This is a genomic window from Mucilaginibacter sp. (assembly GCF_028288225.1).
Taxonomy (GTDB): domain Bacteria; phylum Bacteroidota; class Bacteroidia; order Sphingobacteriales; family Sphingobacteriaceae; genus Mucilaginibacter.
The window spans coordinates 1-16,671 of sequence record NZ_JAQBOC010000083.1 but is presented as its reverse complement, the minus strand read 5'-3'; the positions used below and the strand labels follow the sequence as shown (position 1 = coordinate 16,671).

The following is a 16,671-nucleotide window of genomic DNA, read 5'->3' as shown; positions in this document are numbered from 1 at the left end:
GGCTAAAATCCTGAACAGCGACCGTCGTTGCAACTAAATTAGACCTGGCAGTAGCGAAAAGGGTATCCATGCTATTCACATATAAGGTTGGGAATTCGTCAAATGCTACGCTACATTTTACAGTATTTACGTGAATTTTAGTTTTTTTTTATTCTGCGTTACCCACTGCCGGTTCTTAAGTTGTCATAATGTAATAAGAGCATTTATACCTTTTTGGCACCAATGACAAACGAAGAAGAATTATTATCCAAATTTAAAAACGGCACCTGTTCAAAAAAGGAGTTGCGGCTGATAGAAAAGTGGATGCTCATGCATGATGAGGGAGACTCAACTGGTTTAACCGAAGACGATTTTGAACAGGCCGGCAAAGAAATATGGCTTCGAATACAGGCGGTCAAAAATCACCAGCAACAAAAAATCAGTTTGTGGCCGCGCATTGCAGTAGCCGCTTCATTTATCGTTTGCTTATCTGTGGTTACTTATATTTTAATGAAGAAGCCGGCTGTTCTTATAGTTAAAAATACCGCTCCGCTTCGTGAAAAAATGGGTATTGCGCCGGGAGGGAATAAAGCAACATTGACCTTGGCCAATGGCAAAACTATCGTATTAACCGGTGCGCAAAACGGGCGATTAGCGACACAGGGGAATATAGCTATTACCAAAGCCGCTGACGGCCAGATCGTCTACCATATCAAAGAACAGAAAGAAGAAACTGCAAATAGCCAAGTCGCGTACAATACCGTTACCACGCCACGGGGTGGGCAATATCAAATCTATTTACCCGATGGGTCTCATGTTTGGCTCAATGCTGCTTCAAGTATAAAATACCCCACCGCCTTTACCGGTAAAACCAGGGAAGTGGAATTGAGCGGCGAGGCATATTTTGAGATCGCCAAGAATCCCCAAAAACCGTTCCGCGTAAATACCGGTAACAGGCAGCAAATCGAGGTATTGGGCACACACTTTAATGTGGAAGCCTATGCAGATGACAACCATATTAACACAACGTTGCTCGAGGGCTCTGTAAAACTGATTTATGGTCAGCGGCAGGCTATTTTAGTTCCCGGACAGATCGCGATCAATGATCTACCTGAATCTCTGGTGGTTAAGAAAGCTAACATAGAAGCTGTAATGGCCTGGAAAAATGGTTTATTCATTTTTAATGATGAAAATATCAAGGTGGTCATGAAGAAGGCCGCCCGATGGTATGACTTTGATGTCGAATATCGAGGCGATATTCAGGAAAAAAAATTCGGTGGAATCATTTCAAGGTACAAAAGTGTTACCGAACTGCTTGATAATATGAATATTTCGAGCGGGATACAGTATAAAATAGAAGGGAGGAAAATTATATTGATGAACTAGTACTAATCTCCATACCAAATTACCTATAAACCAGGAGCGTTGGAGCGCCCCTGGTAACAGCTGTGGGCAGCTGAATCAGGTATTTCAATAATCGTATTCAAAACCAATTAAAAAAAACCTAATACCCAAATGTATAAAAAATCTTATGCAATTCGATGCAGGAATAACGCCTGTATTATACCTAAATTATTGCTGATTATGAGGATGTCTTTTTTTATGTGCCTGCTGGCTTTTATGCAAGCCAGCGCCACCTCTTTTGCACAAAGGATAAGTCTAAATAAAGACAACGCCCCGTTACGGGAAACATTAAATGATATTCGAATCCAAAGTGGTTACAGTATTTTTTATGATGCTGATATCTTAAGAAATGCCAGAGCCGTTAACGTTCATATTAAAAATGCCACCCTTTCACAAGCTTTAGAGCAATGTTTCAAAGGACAGCCGTTCTCCTATGTCATTAACAAAAATACGATAGTTATTGCGCCGAAAAAACAAATTGAAACAGGTGAAGTTCATGAAATTTCTATTTCAGGCAAGGTTACCGATGAAAAAGGGGAAACACTACCTGGCGTAACCATCAGGCTAAAGGACGGCAGCAGAACTTCGATAGCGGACGCCAACGGTAACTACTCCATTTTGATACCGGACGGCAAAGGTATCCTGGTCTACAGTTTTGTAGGCTATATGACACAGGAGATCGCCGTAAATAACCGGACAAAAATTGATATTCAATTGCAAAGTAAGCCTGCGGCACTTAATGAAATTATAGTGGTCGGGTATGGCACGCAAAAGAAATCAGACCTTACCGGAGCGGTTTCCCATATCAACATGTCACAGCTGCAAAATAAAGAGGCCCTATCCATTGCAGATTATTTGCGGGGAAGCATAGCCGGCCTTAATATTTCTCGCAGTTCGTCGGTGACCGGGGCGCAGTCTTTTGAGGTTCGTGGTGCTACTTCCATTGGCGCCAGTACCCAACCCTTGATTGTCGTAGATGGGATGATCTTCCAGGGGCTATTAAATGATATTAACCCGGAGGATATAGAGACTATTGACGTTTTAAAAGATGCGAGTTCTACGGCGATTTATGGGTCAAGAGCCGCAGCGGGTGTCATTATCCTAACCACAAAAAAAGGAAAGACAGATAAACCTACGATTAATTTTGATGTAAAAAGCGGTGTTTCAGCATTGCTTACAAAAGAAAAGGCTTACGGAGTAGACGACTATCTGAACATGCGTGCTGATGCGATGGAATCTAAATACGCAACACATGCGACGCAACGTGAATATTACAAAGATCCGCGTGCGCTAAAATCAGTCGACCTGCAGACATGGCTTAAATATGACGGGACAGGCGTGCCAGCCAATGCTAACCCGATGGATTATTGGTTGCTGCGACTAAACCTGTACCCGGGAGAAATAGCTAATTATAATGCCGGCAAATCTATCAACTGGGTAAATAAAGTTTTCAGGAATGGAACTATGCACGATTATAATGCCAGTATATCCGGTAAAACCAGTAACCTGAATTACTATTGGTCTTTGGGCCTGCTGGATAATGCCGGTGTGGTTTATAATGACAACTACCGCAATGTACGTACACGCATTAATATCACCGCAGATGTCACCAGCTATTTACAAACCGGCGCCCGCGTTAATTTTTCCTCAACAAGGCAGGATGATACTCCGGCTGAATGGCAATTGGCTTACACTAACAGCCCTTTGGGTGATCTTTATGACGCTAACGGGCACTATAACAACTATCCGAATACGGATATTATTGGACGTAACCCATTTGATAAGACCCAATACAACGGTGAAAAACGCAATCAAAACATTATAGGTTCCTTATTTGCCAAGGTAAAGTTGCCTTTTAATATTGGTTATGAAATGGATTATAATAATCATTGGGGAAATAAATCAACTTATACGTATAAGCCCAATTATACCATCGCTGCCCTATTGACCAATGGCTCCGCTTCCCGTGAAGAGTTCCAGCAATATGACTGGTCTGTGGATCACATTTTGCATTGGGAACAAACTATCGCCCAAAAACACAAAGTCAATGTGCTTTTGCTGTATAATACCGCAAAATACAGCTCAAGGCAAACCGATGCCAACGCCACCAATTTTAATATTTCACAGGCTTTAACCTTTCATGATATTAGCCTTGGCGGTACGCCAAATGTAAATTCCGACGATGAATCCGATACCAGGGCATCTATACTGGCCAGGTTAAACTACACTTATAACGATAAATATCTGCTTACGGCGTCTATCCGCCGCGATGGCTATTCAGCCTTCGGGCAATCCAATCCATGGGCAAATTTTCCATCGCTTGCCGTAGCGTGGAAGGTCAGTGAAGAGGGTTTCATGAAACCTATTGACTGGATAAGCGAAACTAAAGTGCGTGTATCTTACGGTTTAAGCGGTAATAGCGGTATTGGAAGATACACCGCGCTGTCCCAGCTTACGAATGGTACCTATGTACGCGATGGTCAAACAACTATTTCGCTCTATCCAACCAATATGGCCAACACCGACCTGAAATGGGAACAAACGGCCTCGCTAAATTTCGGGTTGGATATGGGCTTTTTTAGAAATCGCATAACCGCGACATTAGACATGTATCTAATGACCACGAAAAATTTGCTACTCGCCCGTACCTTACCTACTTTAACAGGTTACACCAGTGTGATTTCAAATTTAGGCCAATTGGATAATAGGGGCCTCGAATTGACGATTGGCGCAGGCCTAATTCAAAAACCCCGATTTAAATGGAACACTAATTTTACTTTCTCTTTTAACCGAAATAAAATAGTGCATCTGTATGGCGATAAAAAAGATGTTTTGGATGCCAACGGAAACGTAATAGGACAAGTAGAAGTTGACGACCCAACTAACGGGCGATATATCGGTCATTCCTTGGATGAAATTTACGGCTATCAGATCGTAGGGGTATGGCAAACAGCTGAAAAAGATAAAGCAGCAAAATATGGTCGTGTACCGGGCGATTATAAGACTTTTGACAGCAATGATGATAATAAATTGGAGCCGCTTGATTATGTGTGGCAGGGCTATACTAAACCCCGCTTTCGTTTTAGCCAGCGCCATAGCCTCACGTTATACAACGCTGTAGATATTTCCTTCCTGCTAAGCGCAAACCTGGGAAACAAAAAGATCTTAGACAATGACGCGATAAACTCCGGGTATTCTGACAGGGTAAGCCAATTGGTCAAACCCTACTGGACGCCTGACAATCAGTTAAACAATTGGGCACGTTTAGGCTATTCAAAAACAGGAGATATTTATACAAATGCAGGTTTTTTGCGTATGGATGACTTTTCCATAGCTTATCGGTTTAATCCTAAGTTACTTAAAAAGGCGCAGATACAAAATGCGCGGATCTTTCTTAATGCAGATAATGTATGGAGTATTGACAAATCGCAATACTGGGATATCGAAACAGGTGCGCCGACACCATTTACACTTACAGCAGGAATTAGTTTAACGCTATAACCCTATTAATCTTAACCATATGAAACAGATTACACTAAAAAAACATACAGTTGCTTGTCTAGCGGTAATTTTAATGATCGTGCCGTCCTGTAAAAAAGGGTGGCTTAACCCAAATCCACAATCATTTTTAAGCCCCGATAATTCCTATAATACCAAGGAAGGGATACAATCTTTGTTAGTAAGATGCAGTGAAGGATTAAGGTTGGAATTTATGGGCAGAGGTTGCAGGGTGAATATTGATTATCTGGCATCAGACATGGGGGTACAGGTTAATGGCAGTCCAAGGGATTTTGTTACTGAACTATTGCCGTCAACAGGCTTGGTAAAGCAGCTATGGGACGACCAGTACCAGGAGATCAATTATGCCAATACGGTGATCAGCAGCTCAAAAATATTAAATGCCCCGGATGCGACTAAAAACGAATCGCTAAGCGAAGGGTATTTTTATTTGGGCTACTGGTATTATAAATTAATCAATACTTGGGGAGACGTACCGCTAATTACTGAAGAAATTACCCAGCCAAAATTAGACTTTCACACGTCAACCAAACGCAAGATTATTAAAACGATGATCGCTAATTTGGAATTTGCTATCCAATATTTACCCCAGGACGCACCAAATGGATCGACCAATCTCGGGGCGGCAGAACAGTTACTCAGTAAATATTACCTTCAGGCTGGACGCTTTCAGGATGCAGTAAATATGACTACCAGGATCATCTCGAATTCGAAATATGCCTTGATGAAAAGGCGTTTCGGTAGCGATGCGGCTGACGCTACAAAAAATGTTATGTGGGACTTGTTCCATAAATACAATGCCTCTGCAGCCACCAATACGGAAAAAATCATGGTCGTACAGGACTACCCCGGTATTTCCGGCGGAACTTCCGGCTCGGAACGCATGCGCGAGTTTTTAACAGAATGGTATAAAAATAATAACGATACTAAGGGTAAACCGGGCACCATTGACGGACTGGACGGCGAACCGCAGATCAGTTTTACCGGTCGTGGGATTGGTAAAAGTAAAAAGACAGTATATTTTGCCTACACACTTTGGAAAGATAAGAATGACCTAAGACATAACGCACCCAATTGGTTGCCAATGGAAGCATTGTTATACAACAAAAAAGGTACGGCGAATTATGGTCAGCCGTTAGTGCGTGCACGTTGTGTAGATACCTTGCGTGGCTATGATGATATTGTATTTAATAAAATTGTGGTTGATGACGAATTTAAGCCTAAAGGACAAGGACTGAATATCTTAGGCGGAACAATGGACTGGTATGTATACCGTCTAGCCGAAACTTATTTACTGCGTGCCGAGGCGTATGTATGGCTAACCGGACATGATAAAGAAGCAGCTGATGATATCAATGCTATACGTGTCAGAGCTGGTGCCAGCCCGATTCCAGCCACAAGCGTTTCAATAGATGATGTGCTCGACGAACGGGCGCGTGAATTGTTTATTGAAGAGTTTCGTAAAATAGAACTTACCCGGATATCCTATATTATGGCATCTCTGAATAAAAATGGTTATACTTTAAATAATATTTATTTGAAGAATTACTATTACGACCGGATGATGGCTAAAAATCAATTTTACAAAACACAAATGCTTTATAACACGAAGCAATACCATATAGAACCTTATCATATTTACTGGCCGGTACCCCAAAGCGTCATACAGGATAATACGTTATACCGCATTAATCAAAACTATGGCTATGTGGGCTATGAAAAAAACGTAACGCCTGAAGATTAGTACACCGGCCAAAAGCCAAACAATTTGTTTTAAATGAAGAAGATTATATTCAATATATGGATCCTGCTTTGCGCTACGCAATTGCAGGCCCAGCGAATCAATACAACGATAAACAGCGGGTGGAAATTTCATCATGGCGATGTTTCAGCTGCGGTTACTCCTCAGGAACTGCAAAGCTGGCAAACCATTAACCTGCCTCATACCTGGAATGATAAAGACGCTTTTGACGAAGAGCGCGGCTATTACAGGGGTATTGGCTGGTATGCCAAGGTGATAAGTATTCCTTTACAATGGAAAGGTAAAAGTATATATATTCATTTTGAGGGTGCCAACCAGGAAACTAACGTGTATTTAAATGGCCGCCATTTAGGTGTTCACAAAGGCGGTTATACCGCTTTTAATTTTGACCTCAGTGATCAATTAAACTACGGTCAGCAGAACTTGATTACGGTCAAAGTAGATAATAAACACGATGAAAATATACCGCCGCTAAATGCTGACTTTACTTTCTATGGCGGCATTTATCGTAATGTGCGGCTCATTGTTGCCGAACCTGTACATTTTGATATTGCAGATATGGCGTCGGATGGCGTAACGGTAGAAACACCCCTGGTGTCTGATCAAAAAGCTGTGATCAAATTAGTTGGCAAAGTAGTCAATAACACTACCGCCAGTAAAGAGGTGACTATTCAGGCCATTATTTTTGATAAAGATCAACAAGCAGTAGTCAGTAAAACATCAAGCCTGGTAATACCAAGTCATACCGTGGCTGATTTCAAGCAGGATAAAATTGAAATAACCAAGCCTAAACTTTGGTCGCCGGATGATCCCTATTTATATCATGCGGTCATACGGGTGATTGAGAATGGCGCGGTAAGTGATGAATTATCATTACCGGTAGGCCTGCGTTGGTATGCTTTTTCGGGCCAAGGGGGGTTTATGCTGAATGGCAAAGCTTTTAAACTCATAGGCACTAACCGGCACCAGGATTTCAGCGGGAAGGGCAATGCGCTGACAGATGATTACCATCGGAATGATTATACCAAAATTAAATCGCTGGGGTTTAATTTTATGCGGTTAGCCCACTATCCGCAGGCGCCCGAGGTTTATCGCACCTGCGACGAATTAGGTATCCTGGTATGGTCAGAAATCCCTATCGTAAACGAGATCACCCAGACAGAAGAATTTACCAGTAACTGCCTTAATATGCAGCGTGAGCAGATCAGGCAAACGCGTAACCACCCGTGTGTGATTTTATATGGCTACATGAATGAGATTTATATCAAAATGCTGTCAGATAAAAAACTAAGCGAAGAAAAGCGTAAACAGGTTGCCGATGCTACTATTGAACTGGCCAAAAAACTAAATGCGTTAACTAAAAGTGAATCATCAAGGCCAACGGTGATGGCTCAACATTTTGAGCAGGGTTACAATACTTATGGCATCTCCGATATTCCGGATGTAGTTGGCTGGAACTTATATTTCGGCTGGTATTATGATAAACTGGAAGATTTGAGCAAGTTTTTGAACAGGGAACATATGAGATACCCGAACCGTCCAATGATCGTTTCTGAATTTGGCGCAGATGCGGATATTCGCAATCACGCGCTTGTTCCGCTTCCGCAGGACTTTTCGGAAGAATATGAACAGGTTCTCCACGCTTCCTATTTAAAGCAAATGCTGGCCATGCCTTTCTTATCAGGCTTCGCTGCGTGGAACTTTGCCGATTTTGGTGCCGAGAACAGGGCTAACGCCACGCCTTTTATCAATCAAAAAGGCTTGGTCAGTTATGACCGGACCGAAAAAGCCGTTTGCGACCTGTACCGGGCTTATTTTAGTAAAGAGCCGGTACTAAGTATTGCGACGCGTAACAACCTGCAACGGACCGGCGTTGAAAACGCCGATGGCCAGGGGAAAAGCACCCAGCCAGTGACTGTGTACACGAACCTGAACCCCACAATATTCAAACTGAATGGCAGGGTAATTGGGTTAAAACAAGCCAAGGATAAACAAGTTGTTTTTGATGTGCCGTTTGTACAAGGCAGTAATCTGTTGGAGGCCACGGACGGAAAAGGCCACACCGACCGGGCAACAGTTCATTTCGAAGTGATACCCGTTAAGCTCAATAGCAAAATGTTCAATGATTTAGCGGTAAACGTTGGCTCATTTCAATCATTTTTTGAACCGAACACCCACGTATTATGGATTCCGGACCAGCCATATAAAAATGGAGGATGGGGGTATATTGGCGGCGCACCTTATACCAAAATAGACCGGCAGCTAAAAGTGGGGGTGTCGGGTAATATCCTGGGGACCACCAGTAATCCTTTATTCCAAACATTTAACGAGGGGATCGGGGCTTATCGGTTTGATGTCCCAAACGGCAGCTATACGATAACCTTATGTTTTATGGAGTACAATACCAAAATGCAAGCCAATGACAGTTTATACACTTTTTCCGGCGCCGCAGAGCAAACCGGCCGGGGCGATACCCGGCAGTTTAATGTTGCTATAAACGGGCTAAATGTTATTGATGGACTAAACCTTGCGCATGATTATGGTAGTCTTCGGGCGGTAACTTTTGAGGTTAAAACAGCAGCCCGCGATAACAATGGTATCGAAGTGAAATTCAGCCCCGTGCGCGGCAAAGCTATTTTAAGCGGGATTCGTGTGACCAGGAACTAAAAAAACAGCAACGTTATGAAAAAAAGAATATTGATCACAAAACTGACCGGGATATTTTTGTTAACCTGTATGGGCCTCAGCCTTAAAGCTCAAAAGATCGTCATTTCAGCAGTAAAGGATGTAGAAGATGTTACCTTGCGTCAAAGTAAAGAAACATTTGGTGCCTACACGTACTGGTCGCAGTGGAATTTTGGTAAATCGCAAATACTGGATATTGGCTATGCGACGAGTGTATGGAATGAGTATTATGGAGTAACGCTTATCCGTTTCAATTTGAGCGGCATTGCGTCCGGCGCTATCAAATCAGCTAAATTCAGGATATATAAACCCAAATGTATTACCCAGATTACAAAAAAAATACCCATTTACCTACACGAAATTGAACCTGCAAATGCCGATTGGCGTGCAGGCGAGATGGAATCCATGCCACAAAAAAACGCTTCAAGCTGGAAGCTGAAAATCAACGATAAAGCCTGGGCCGGTGCCGAAGGATGTGCCAAGCCCGGGATCGACTTTGCAGAAAAACCAATCGCTACTGCCATTGCAGATCGGGAAGAGGGGGAATGGCTTGAGTTTGAGATCCCGGCGAAACTGGTGCAACGCTGGATCGATAGGCCTCAAACCAACGCAGGCTTACTTTTAAAAACAGCCGACAATGTCAGGTTTGGAGAGCATGTACAGTTTACCTCATCGGAGCACTATTTGGGCAAAGGACCGCAATTGGTGGTAGACGGCCGCGAGCTCATAGCTAAGCCGAATTCAATAGCTATTTCAAACAATAAACGTTACCAGTTACCGTCACTATCAGACCCGGGCTATCTCAAGTGGCTTAACGACGAAACCTTTAGATATGCTGACTGGAGCCGCGATACCAAGAATCTTAAACTTTCTGAGCAGAATAAAATATTCCCTTACCTGTGGGATGTCATGATAGATGGCGAGTTTATTCTACCGTATAGCTATGTTACCCTAACCAATAACATGACGTTATTGGATAAGTATGTAGCTGCAAAGGACACCGCGGCCTGCAAAAGGGTGATGATGAAAAATCAGAATGCCTGGCATGTATGGGAATATGTCAAGGAGCAAAATTGGTATGAAGCGGGTAACGTAGTCGACCAAATTTTAACCACAAAACAAATGGCCTTCCTGTTTGCCAACCGTATAAAAAAGGAAAACGGCAGTTATAGTGGTATATGGAGTGTGTATGATAAGAATGGTAACTGGGATAAAAAAACACCGGAAGCATTAACCGCAAATATCAAAGCGCAGACCGAAAAATTTGTAGCCATGTCAGGCATTACGCCAGCCGGGCTAAAAAAAGTAGCGCCCCGGTTGCGTGATTATATCATTTCAGAGAACCAAGCCATGGATTCGGTAAAAACAGCCTTGGATGAAGTCTACCGATTGCTTGATACAGGCAAGGATTCGCCGGCTTTGTTTGATGCCATGTGCCGCATGGGGGTGTATCATGACCGGATGCTGTTTTTCCAATCCATATTTGGCTTGCCCCGTCTAAAATTAAGGTATGAAGCGGGCGGGGATCCGGTGGCCATAGCTGCCAGCTGGGTAAAGCTAAAATATGGCGAATACAGGATGGATAGAATAAAAAAACGCGCCGAAGTTTGTCGCATTTATTGGCCGGCAACCGCTGATACAAGGATGCCCGAATTAAAATTTATTGATCAACCTACTCAAAAATAATATTAAACAACATGAACAAAATATCAAAAATTAAATATTTATTGTCCTGTCTGCTACTAGCCGTATTTACCACCAGTCATGCGAACAGGATGGTAAAAGACACCATTATGTCGCATGCCCAAGGTAAAACACGTAAACTAAAATTCAAAAATGATGAAGAATTCTTGTCCTATATCCAAAAGAGCCATTTTGAATACATGTGGAACGGAGCTGAGCCCTCTTCCGGTTTGGCCCGCGTGCGCATGCTTGCCGATAATCCGGATAAAGATCATGATGTGATTACCGTAGGCGGCTCGGGCTTCGGCGTTGCAGGTATTATTGTCGCCATGGAACGCGGCTTTATAACACACAAGCAAGGAGTCGACCGTCTGGATAAGATTGTTACTTTTTTAGCTAAAGCTAAACGATACCATGGTATGTGGCCGCATTGGATTCGGGCCGTCACCGGTGAAACGATTCCATTTGCCAATGCTACGAGTAAAGACGACGGCGGAGATGTGGCCGAAAGTTCTTTTATGATGGAATCGTTATTATGTGTGAGGCAATATTTGAAAGATGGTAATAAGAAAGAAAAATCGATTGCTGGGCAAATAGATGGGTTGTGGCGCGAAATGGATTGGAACTGGTACCGAAACGATCATGACTATATGTTTTGGCATTGGTCGCCTAATTATGCTTTCGAAAAGAATTTCCCATTGATGGGGTATAATGAGTCGCTGATGGCTTATATTTTGGGTGCCTCTTCACCTACCCATAGCCTTCCTAAATCAAGCTATTATAACGGTTTTTGCCGGGCGGGCGCGATACTAAATACGAATTCGCTTTATGGCTATCCCGTTATTGTAAAACATAATACTGGTGAAAATTACGTTGGGCCTATGTTCTGGACATTTTTTTCCTACATAGGGTTTGACCCTCGTGGTTTAAAAGATGAATTGGGCATAAATTATTGGGATGTGAACGTTAGTCAGGCAAAAATCCAGCATGCCTATTGTGTTAGCAATCCTAAGGGGTTTAAGGGCTACGGCGATAATTGCTGGGGATTTACGGCAGGATACTCGGTAAAAGGCTATTCGGCTCATAATCTTAAAAATGACAAGGGAGTTATTTCACCTACGGCGGCCCTGAGTAGTTTTCCTTATACACCAACCGAATCAATGAAAGCACTTAAACATTATTATTTTGACATGGGTGATAAACTATGGGGTGAATATGGATTTTATGATGGTTTCAGTGAAACGGATAATTTGGTGCTTCGCAACTATCTGGCCAATAATGAATGCACGATTGCCCCGATGATAGAGAACTATCGTACCGGCTTATTATGGAAGTTATTTATGAGTTGCCCGGAAATTCAGGCAGGTTTATCTAAACTTCATTTTGTGAAAGATATTAAAGTGGAATACGTTAAATGAAAAAGTCAATCGAATGTTTGTTTCTTTTATTGTGTTTATCCGTTTTCAGTGAGGCGCAAACGCTTCCTAAACGAGGGGCTGCAAAGAATTTCTACCAGGACCAGGCGACAAAAATTAAGGTAGCAAATCTGCTGAAAAAAATGACGCTGGAGGAGAAAATAGGTCAATTGGTATTATTTGCCGGAAAAGGAATGATCACCGGTCCTTCCGAATCCCAAAACATGGATGAATATGTAGTCAAAGGACTTTGCGGCAATGTATTCGGCACAAAAACACTGGCGGACGCTATCCGTATCCAAAAGCTTGCGATGGAAAAAAGCCGGATGAAAATACCGGTATTATTTGGACTGGATGTGATCCATGGTTTTAAAACCATTTTTCCAACAAATTTAGGTATTTCATCATCATGGGATATTCCTGAGATAGAGAAATTTGCTCAGGTTTCCGCGACGGAGGCTTCGGCAGCAGGAGTGATGTGGACTTATTCGCCCATGTGCGATATTAGTTACGATCCCCGGTGGGGACGGGTTTCTGAAGGTTCCGGTGAAGATCCTTTCCTTGGTAGCTGTATTTCTGCGGCGATGGTGAGAGGCTATCAAGGTAAAAACCTTGCCGCACCTAATAGCATTATGGCCTGTGTAAAGCATTTTGCAGCTTATGGCGCGGTCCAGGCAGGCCGTGATTATAATACGGTAGACATGTCTGAACGGGCATTTCGTGATTATTATCTTCCCCCTTATCGTTCCGCTGTAGATGCAGGAGCTGCCACCGTGATGACTTCATTTAATGAGTATGATGGCGTGCCTGCTACCGGCAACAAGTTTCTGATGAAAAAACTGCTAAGAAAGGAATTGGGGTTCAATGGCTTTATCGTAACCGATTTTAGTGCGATTAATGAAATGGTCCCCCATGGCATCGCAAAAGATGAAACATCGGCAGCCGAACTGGCCATTAATGCCGGCGTAAACATGGATATGGTGGGAAATACTTATTTGTTACACTTAAAAAAACTGGTGCAGACAGGTAAGGTCAGTATGAGTGCCATCAATAAGCTTTGCGGCGAAGTATTAGGCATGAAATATCGTCTTGGATTGTTTGACGACCCCTACCGATATTTTAATGAAGAGCGATTTAAAACCGCATTTTACAAACCCGAAGCATTGGACGCATGTCGTTCGCTGGCCCGTAAATCGATGGTATTATTGCAAAACAATAACAACCTCCTTCCGATTCCGCTTAATAAAAAAATAGCATTGATTGGGCCTTTTGCTGATAATCAGCGGGAGATGTTAGGCTCATGGGCGATTTCCGGCGAGGCGAAGCACGCTGTTGCTTTTTTATCAGGCTTGCAAAAAAGATATCCAACTATTACTTACACGCAGGGATGCAAGTTTACTTCAGAAATTCCAAATGGTTTTGAATATGCTGTAAAAGCTGCCGAGCAATCGGATGTGGTATTATTGACGTTAGGTTTGCCCTACGAGTGGAGCGGAGAAGCCGCAAGCTTAACTTCATTGCAAATACCCGATATCCAATATCGTTTATTAGAGAAGCTGAAGCAAACGGGCAAGCCGATCATCATATTATTAGTAACTGCCCGCCCCATGGATCTAAGCCGCGAAATAAAGCTGGCGGATGCCGTGTTACTCACCTGGCAACCCGGCACAATGGCTGGGGAGGCACTTGCCGATATCGTAACCGGAGATTTTAATCCATCAGGTAAATTGACCATGACCTTTCCGCTAACCGTTGGGCAGGTGCCTATCCATTACAACGTAAAAAATACCGGCCGGCCAGAGGGGATATTAGGGACCAAATCAAGTAATAAATATACTTCAAGATACCTTTTTACGCCTAACAATCCCCTTTACCCGTTTGGTTACGGTTTAAGCTATACGACTTTCGATTACCATGACATTTCGGTGGAGGGCAATCCTATCAAAATCGGCGACAGGCTAAAAGTTTCAGCTACCGTTACGAACACGGGTTTAAAAGATGGCGATGAGATCGCCCAACTCTATATCCGGGATCTGGTGGGGAGCGTTACCCGACCGGTGAGAGAGTTGAAAGGCTTCCAGAAGGTACACCTTCATGCCGGTGAATCAAAACGCCTGGTTTTTAACATAACGCCTGATAATTTGTCTTTTTGCCGTGGTGATATGAGTTTCGGGGAAGAACGCGGTAACTATCATGTTTGGATCGGGGGAGATTCCAATGCCACCCTTGAATCGTCGTTTATCGTCCGGTAATGTTAATAAAAGTTAGATAACCTGATATGAAAAGAGACCTATTATTAACTTTCTTTATTGTTATTACGCTGAACATAAAAGCGCAATACCGGACAACGACCTATTGCAACCCGCTTAATATTGATTATTCTTATACTTTTCATAACTCCAATCTCGGCATATCCTATCGGTCCGGCGCCGACCCTGCAGTGGTTGAATTTAGGGGCGAATACTATATGTTTGTTACCAGGTCATATGGCTACTATTCTCAAAAGACATGAATACTTGGCAATTTGTAACACCCGAAAAATGGTATTTCGAAGGAGAAAATGCACCTGCGGCATTTAATTACAAAGACTCTGTCCTGTATGTGACAGGAAACCCTTCAGAGGCGGGAAGCATTCTGCACACCGCTGATCCCAAAAAAGGCGATTGGAAACCAGTAGCTTCTGTATTGCATGGTTTTACCGACCGGGCATTGTTTATCGATGATGACGGCAGATCGTACATGTATAATGGATCATCCAATAGGCTCCCAATGGAATTGGTCAGAGCAGATATAGGAAGTTGTTCAAGGGGAAAATAAGGCCGGAGACCTTATTAAGAATTTTATGTTTTTTTTAATAAGATAATCGATTATTTCCGATTATCTTATTAATTTTTTTTGACCATGATATCCGTCAAACCATTGGGCAGCCCATTATGCATCAGCTGTTGGTATGCTGGTTAAGAAATTATAAGCGGTCTAATGAGAAGATCAATGCACTGACCTTAGCAGGTCTGTTGTCTGCTGTCAAAAGAGGCTTTTATATCGCGGGGCCAAAATCAAATTCAGGGTATCCGGATGAAAATTCCAGGAGGCTCGACCAGAATGTTTAATTATTTCCTGCGCAACCCGATCTGCCAGGAACTTGGCCGGAAATTTAAAATAGCCTTCTCATCTTCCGAAAAAGATTCGGCCTATACTTTTATCCATGATCTTGGTTTTATTCCGAAAATAAAAATTGCTAACGGCCTTGAAAAAAGAGGCTTTAAGGTGGTGCTTGGGGGCGGACTTGGAGCGCAGCCTTTCCTGGCCCATCCTGTATTTGACTTTTTAGATGAAGATCAGGTCATTCCGTTCACTGAAGCCTGTTTGCGGATATTTGACCGCTTTGGAGAACGAGCAAAACGTCATAAGGCCCGGCTCAAATACCTGATCAATGATTTAGGCATTGAAGAGTTTTTAACGCTGGTATCCCTGGAACGGAAAGCTTTAAAAAATCAATCCGTGCAGATTGACCGGGATGATTTTGAAAGCACACCTGTTCCCCCTGAGCCAGCCATACAACGAGAAACGATATCAGATCAGCTGAAATATGTGCAGTGGCTGAAGACAAACATCTTTGAGCAGAAGCAGAAAGGTTATTACGCCGTTCAGATCAAACTAACAACCGGCGATATCAAGTCTGAAACAGCCAGAAGTTTGGCAGACCTGGCAGATCAATATGCGGCAAAAGACATACGCATCACTGTAAATCAAGGAATGCTGATTAAATATATCTGGGGGCATGCATTGATTCCCTTGTTTAACGGGTTAAACAAGCTTGGACTGGCCGAGCCCGGCTTTAACAGTACGTTCGATATTACTGCCTGTCCCGGAACAGACACCTGCAACCTGGGAATTGCCAGTTCTATGGGCCTTGCTCAGGAATTGGAACGCATGCTGGCTGAAGATTATGATGAACTGGTGTATAACAATGACATTAAAATCAAGATCTCTGGCTGTATGAATGCCTGCGGGCATCATACGTTGCTAACATTGGCTTTCATGGCATGTCATTAAAGGCTGGAAAAATGATACTGCCAGGCATGCAGGTACTACTTGGCGGCGGCATTACCGGCAATGGTGAAGGAATCCTTGCGGATAAGGTCATTAAACTGCCTGCTAAAAGGGTTCCTGATGCCGTAAAGCTGTTATTAGACGATTATGCACAGCAGCAGCCGGACGAGC

The 16,671-nt window shown here is 43.0% G+C and carries 10 protein-coding genes; all 10 read left to right on the top strand.

Features of this window, described 5'->3' with window-relative positions:
* Positions 1-222 precede the first annotated feature (222 nt).
* Positions 223-1,365 carry a FecR family protein gene (locus JWQ54_RS24780; RefSeq protein WP_299590429.1) on the top strand — a complete coding sequence of 381 codons (1,143 nt, stop codon included), beginning with the start codon at positions 223-225 and terminating at the stop codon, positions 1,363-1,365.
* A gap of 198 nt (positions 1,366-1,563) precedes the next feature.
* The gene (locus JWQ54_RS24775) at positions 1,564-4,884 is read left to right on the top strand and encodes a SusC/RagA family TonB-linked outer membrane protein (RefSeq protein ID WP_299590427.1); all 3,321 of its coding nucleotides are present in this window, start codon (positions 1,564-1,566) and stop codon (positions 4,882-4,884) included.
* 19 nt (positions 4,885-4,903) lie between these two features.
* A complete protein-coding gene (locus JWQ54_RS24770) occupies positions 4,904-6,646 on the top strand; it encodes a RagB/SusD family nutrient uptake outer membrane protein (RefSeq protein ID WP_299590425.1) in 1,743 nt (580 codons plus the stop codon).
* A 33-nt stretch (positions 6,647-6,679) separates the two neighbouring features.
* Positions 6,680-9,331 carry a glycoside hydrolase family 2 TIM barrel-domain containing protein gene (locus JWQ54_RS24765; protein ID WP_299590423.1) on the top strand — a complete coding sequence of 884 codons (2,652 nt, stop codon included), beginning with the start codon at positions 6,680-6,682 and terminating at the stop codon, positions 9,329-9,331.
* 15 nt (positions 9,332-9,346) lie between these two features.
* Positions 9,347-11,035 carry a DNRLRE domain-containing protein gene (locus JWQ54_RS24760; RefSeq protein ID WP_299590421.1) on the top strand — a complete coding sequence of 563 codons (1,689 nt, stop codon included), beginning with the start codon at positions 9,347-9,349 and terminating at the stop codon, positions 11,033-11,035.
* An 11-nt stretch (positions 11,036-11,046) separates the two neighbouring features.
* Positions 11,047-12,450: a glucoamylase family protein gene (locus tag JWQ54_RS24755; RefSeq protein ID WP_299590419.1), complete on the top strand. Its 1,404-nt coding sequence runs from the start codon at positions 11,047-11,049 to the stop codon at positions 12,448-12,450.
* Positions 12,447-14,699 carry a glycoside hydrolase family 3 N-terminal domain-containing protein gene (locus JWQ54_RS24750; RefSeq protein WP_299590417.1) on the top strand — a complete coding sequence of 751 codons (2,253 nt, stop codon included), beginning with the start codon at positions 12,447-12,449 and terminating at the stop codon, positions 14,697-14,699. Before JWQ54_RS24755 ends, JWQ54_RS24750 begins: the two co-directional genes overlap by 4 nt.
* A gap of 26 nt (positions 14,700-14,725) precedes the next feature.
* Complete coding sequence (locus JWQ54_RS24745) at positions 14,726-14,959, top strand: hypothetical protein (RefSeq protein ID WP_299590415.1); 234 nt, start codon at positions 14,726-14,728, stop codon at positions 14,957-14,959.
* The gene (locus JWQ54_RS24740) at positions 14,956-15,264 is read left to right on the top strand and encodes a hypothetical protein (protein ID WP_299590414.1); all 309 of its coding nucleotides are present in this window, start codon (positions 14,956-14,958) and stop codon (positions 15,262-15,264) included. Before JWQ54_RS24745 ends, JWQ54_RS24740 begins: the two co-directional genes overlap by 4 nt.
* Positions 15,265-15,522: 258 nt before the next feature.
* A complete protein-coding gene (locus JWQ54_RS24735) occupies positions 15,523-16,503 on the top strand; it encodes a nitrite/sulfite reductase (protein WP_299590412.1) in 981 nt (326 codons plus the stop codon).
* Positions 16,504-16,671 lie beyond the last annotated feature (168 nt).

What these genes read in the sequence shown, in the direction of transcription:
- JWQ54_RS24760 (WP_299590421.1), top strand. Translation starts at nt 9,347, where the DNA reads ATGAAAAAAAGAATATTGATCACAAAACTGACCGGGATATTTTTGTTA.
- JWQ54_RS24755 (WP_299590419.1), top strand. Translation starts at nt 11,047, where the DNA reads ATGAACAAAATATCAAAAATTAAATATTTATTGTCCTGTCTGCTACTA.
- JWQ54_RS24745 (WP_299590415.1), top strand. Translation starts at nt 14,726, where the DNA reads ATGAAAAGAGACCTATTATTAACTTTCTTTATTGTTATTACGCTGAAC.
- JWQ54_RS24740 (WP_299590414.1), top strand. Translation starts at nt 14,956, where the DNA reads ATGAATACTTGGCAATTTGTAACACCCGAAAAATGGTATTTCGAAGGA.
- JWQ54_RS24775 (WP_299590427.1), top strand. Translation starts at nt 1,564, where the DNA reads ATGAGGATGTCTTTTTTTATGTGCCTGCTGGCTTTTATGCAAGCCAGC.
- JWQ54_RS24780 (WP_299590429.1), top strand. Translation starts at nt 223, where the DNA reads ATGACAAACGAAGAAGAATTATTATCCAAATTTAAAAACGGCACCTGT.
- JWQ54_RS24735 (WP_299590412.1), top strand. Translation starts at nt 15,523, where the DNA reads ATGAAAATTCCAGGAGGCTCGACCAGAATGTTTAATTATTTCCTGCGC.
- JWQ54_RS24770 (WP_299590425.1), top strand. Translation starts at nt 4,904, where the DNA reads ATGAAACAGATTACACTAAAAAAACATACAGTTGCTTGTCTAGCGGTA.
- JWQ54_RS24750 (WP_299590417.1), top strand. Translation starts at nt 12,447, where the DNA reads ATGAAAAAGTCAATCGAATGTTTGTTTCTTTTATTGTGTTTATCCGTT.
- JWQ54_RS24765 (WP_299590423.1), top strand. Translation starts at nt 6,680, where the DNA reads ATGAAGAAGATTATATTCAATATATGGATCCTGCTTTGCGCTACGCAA.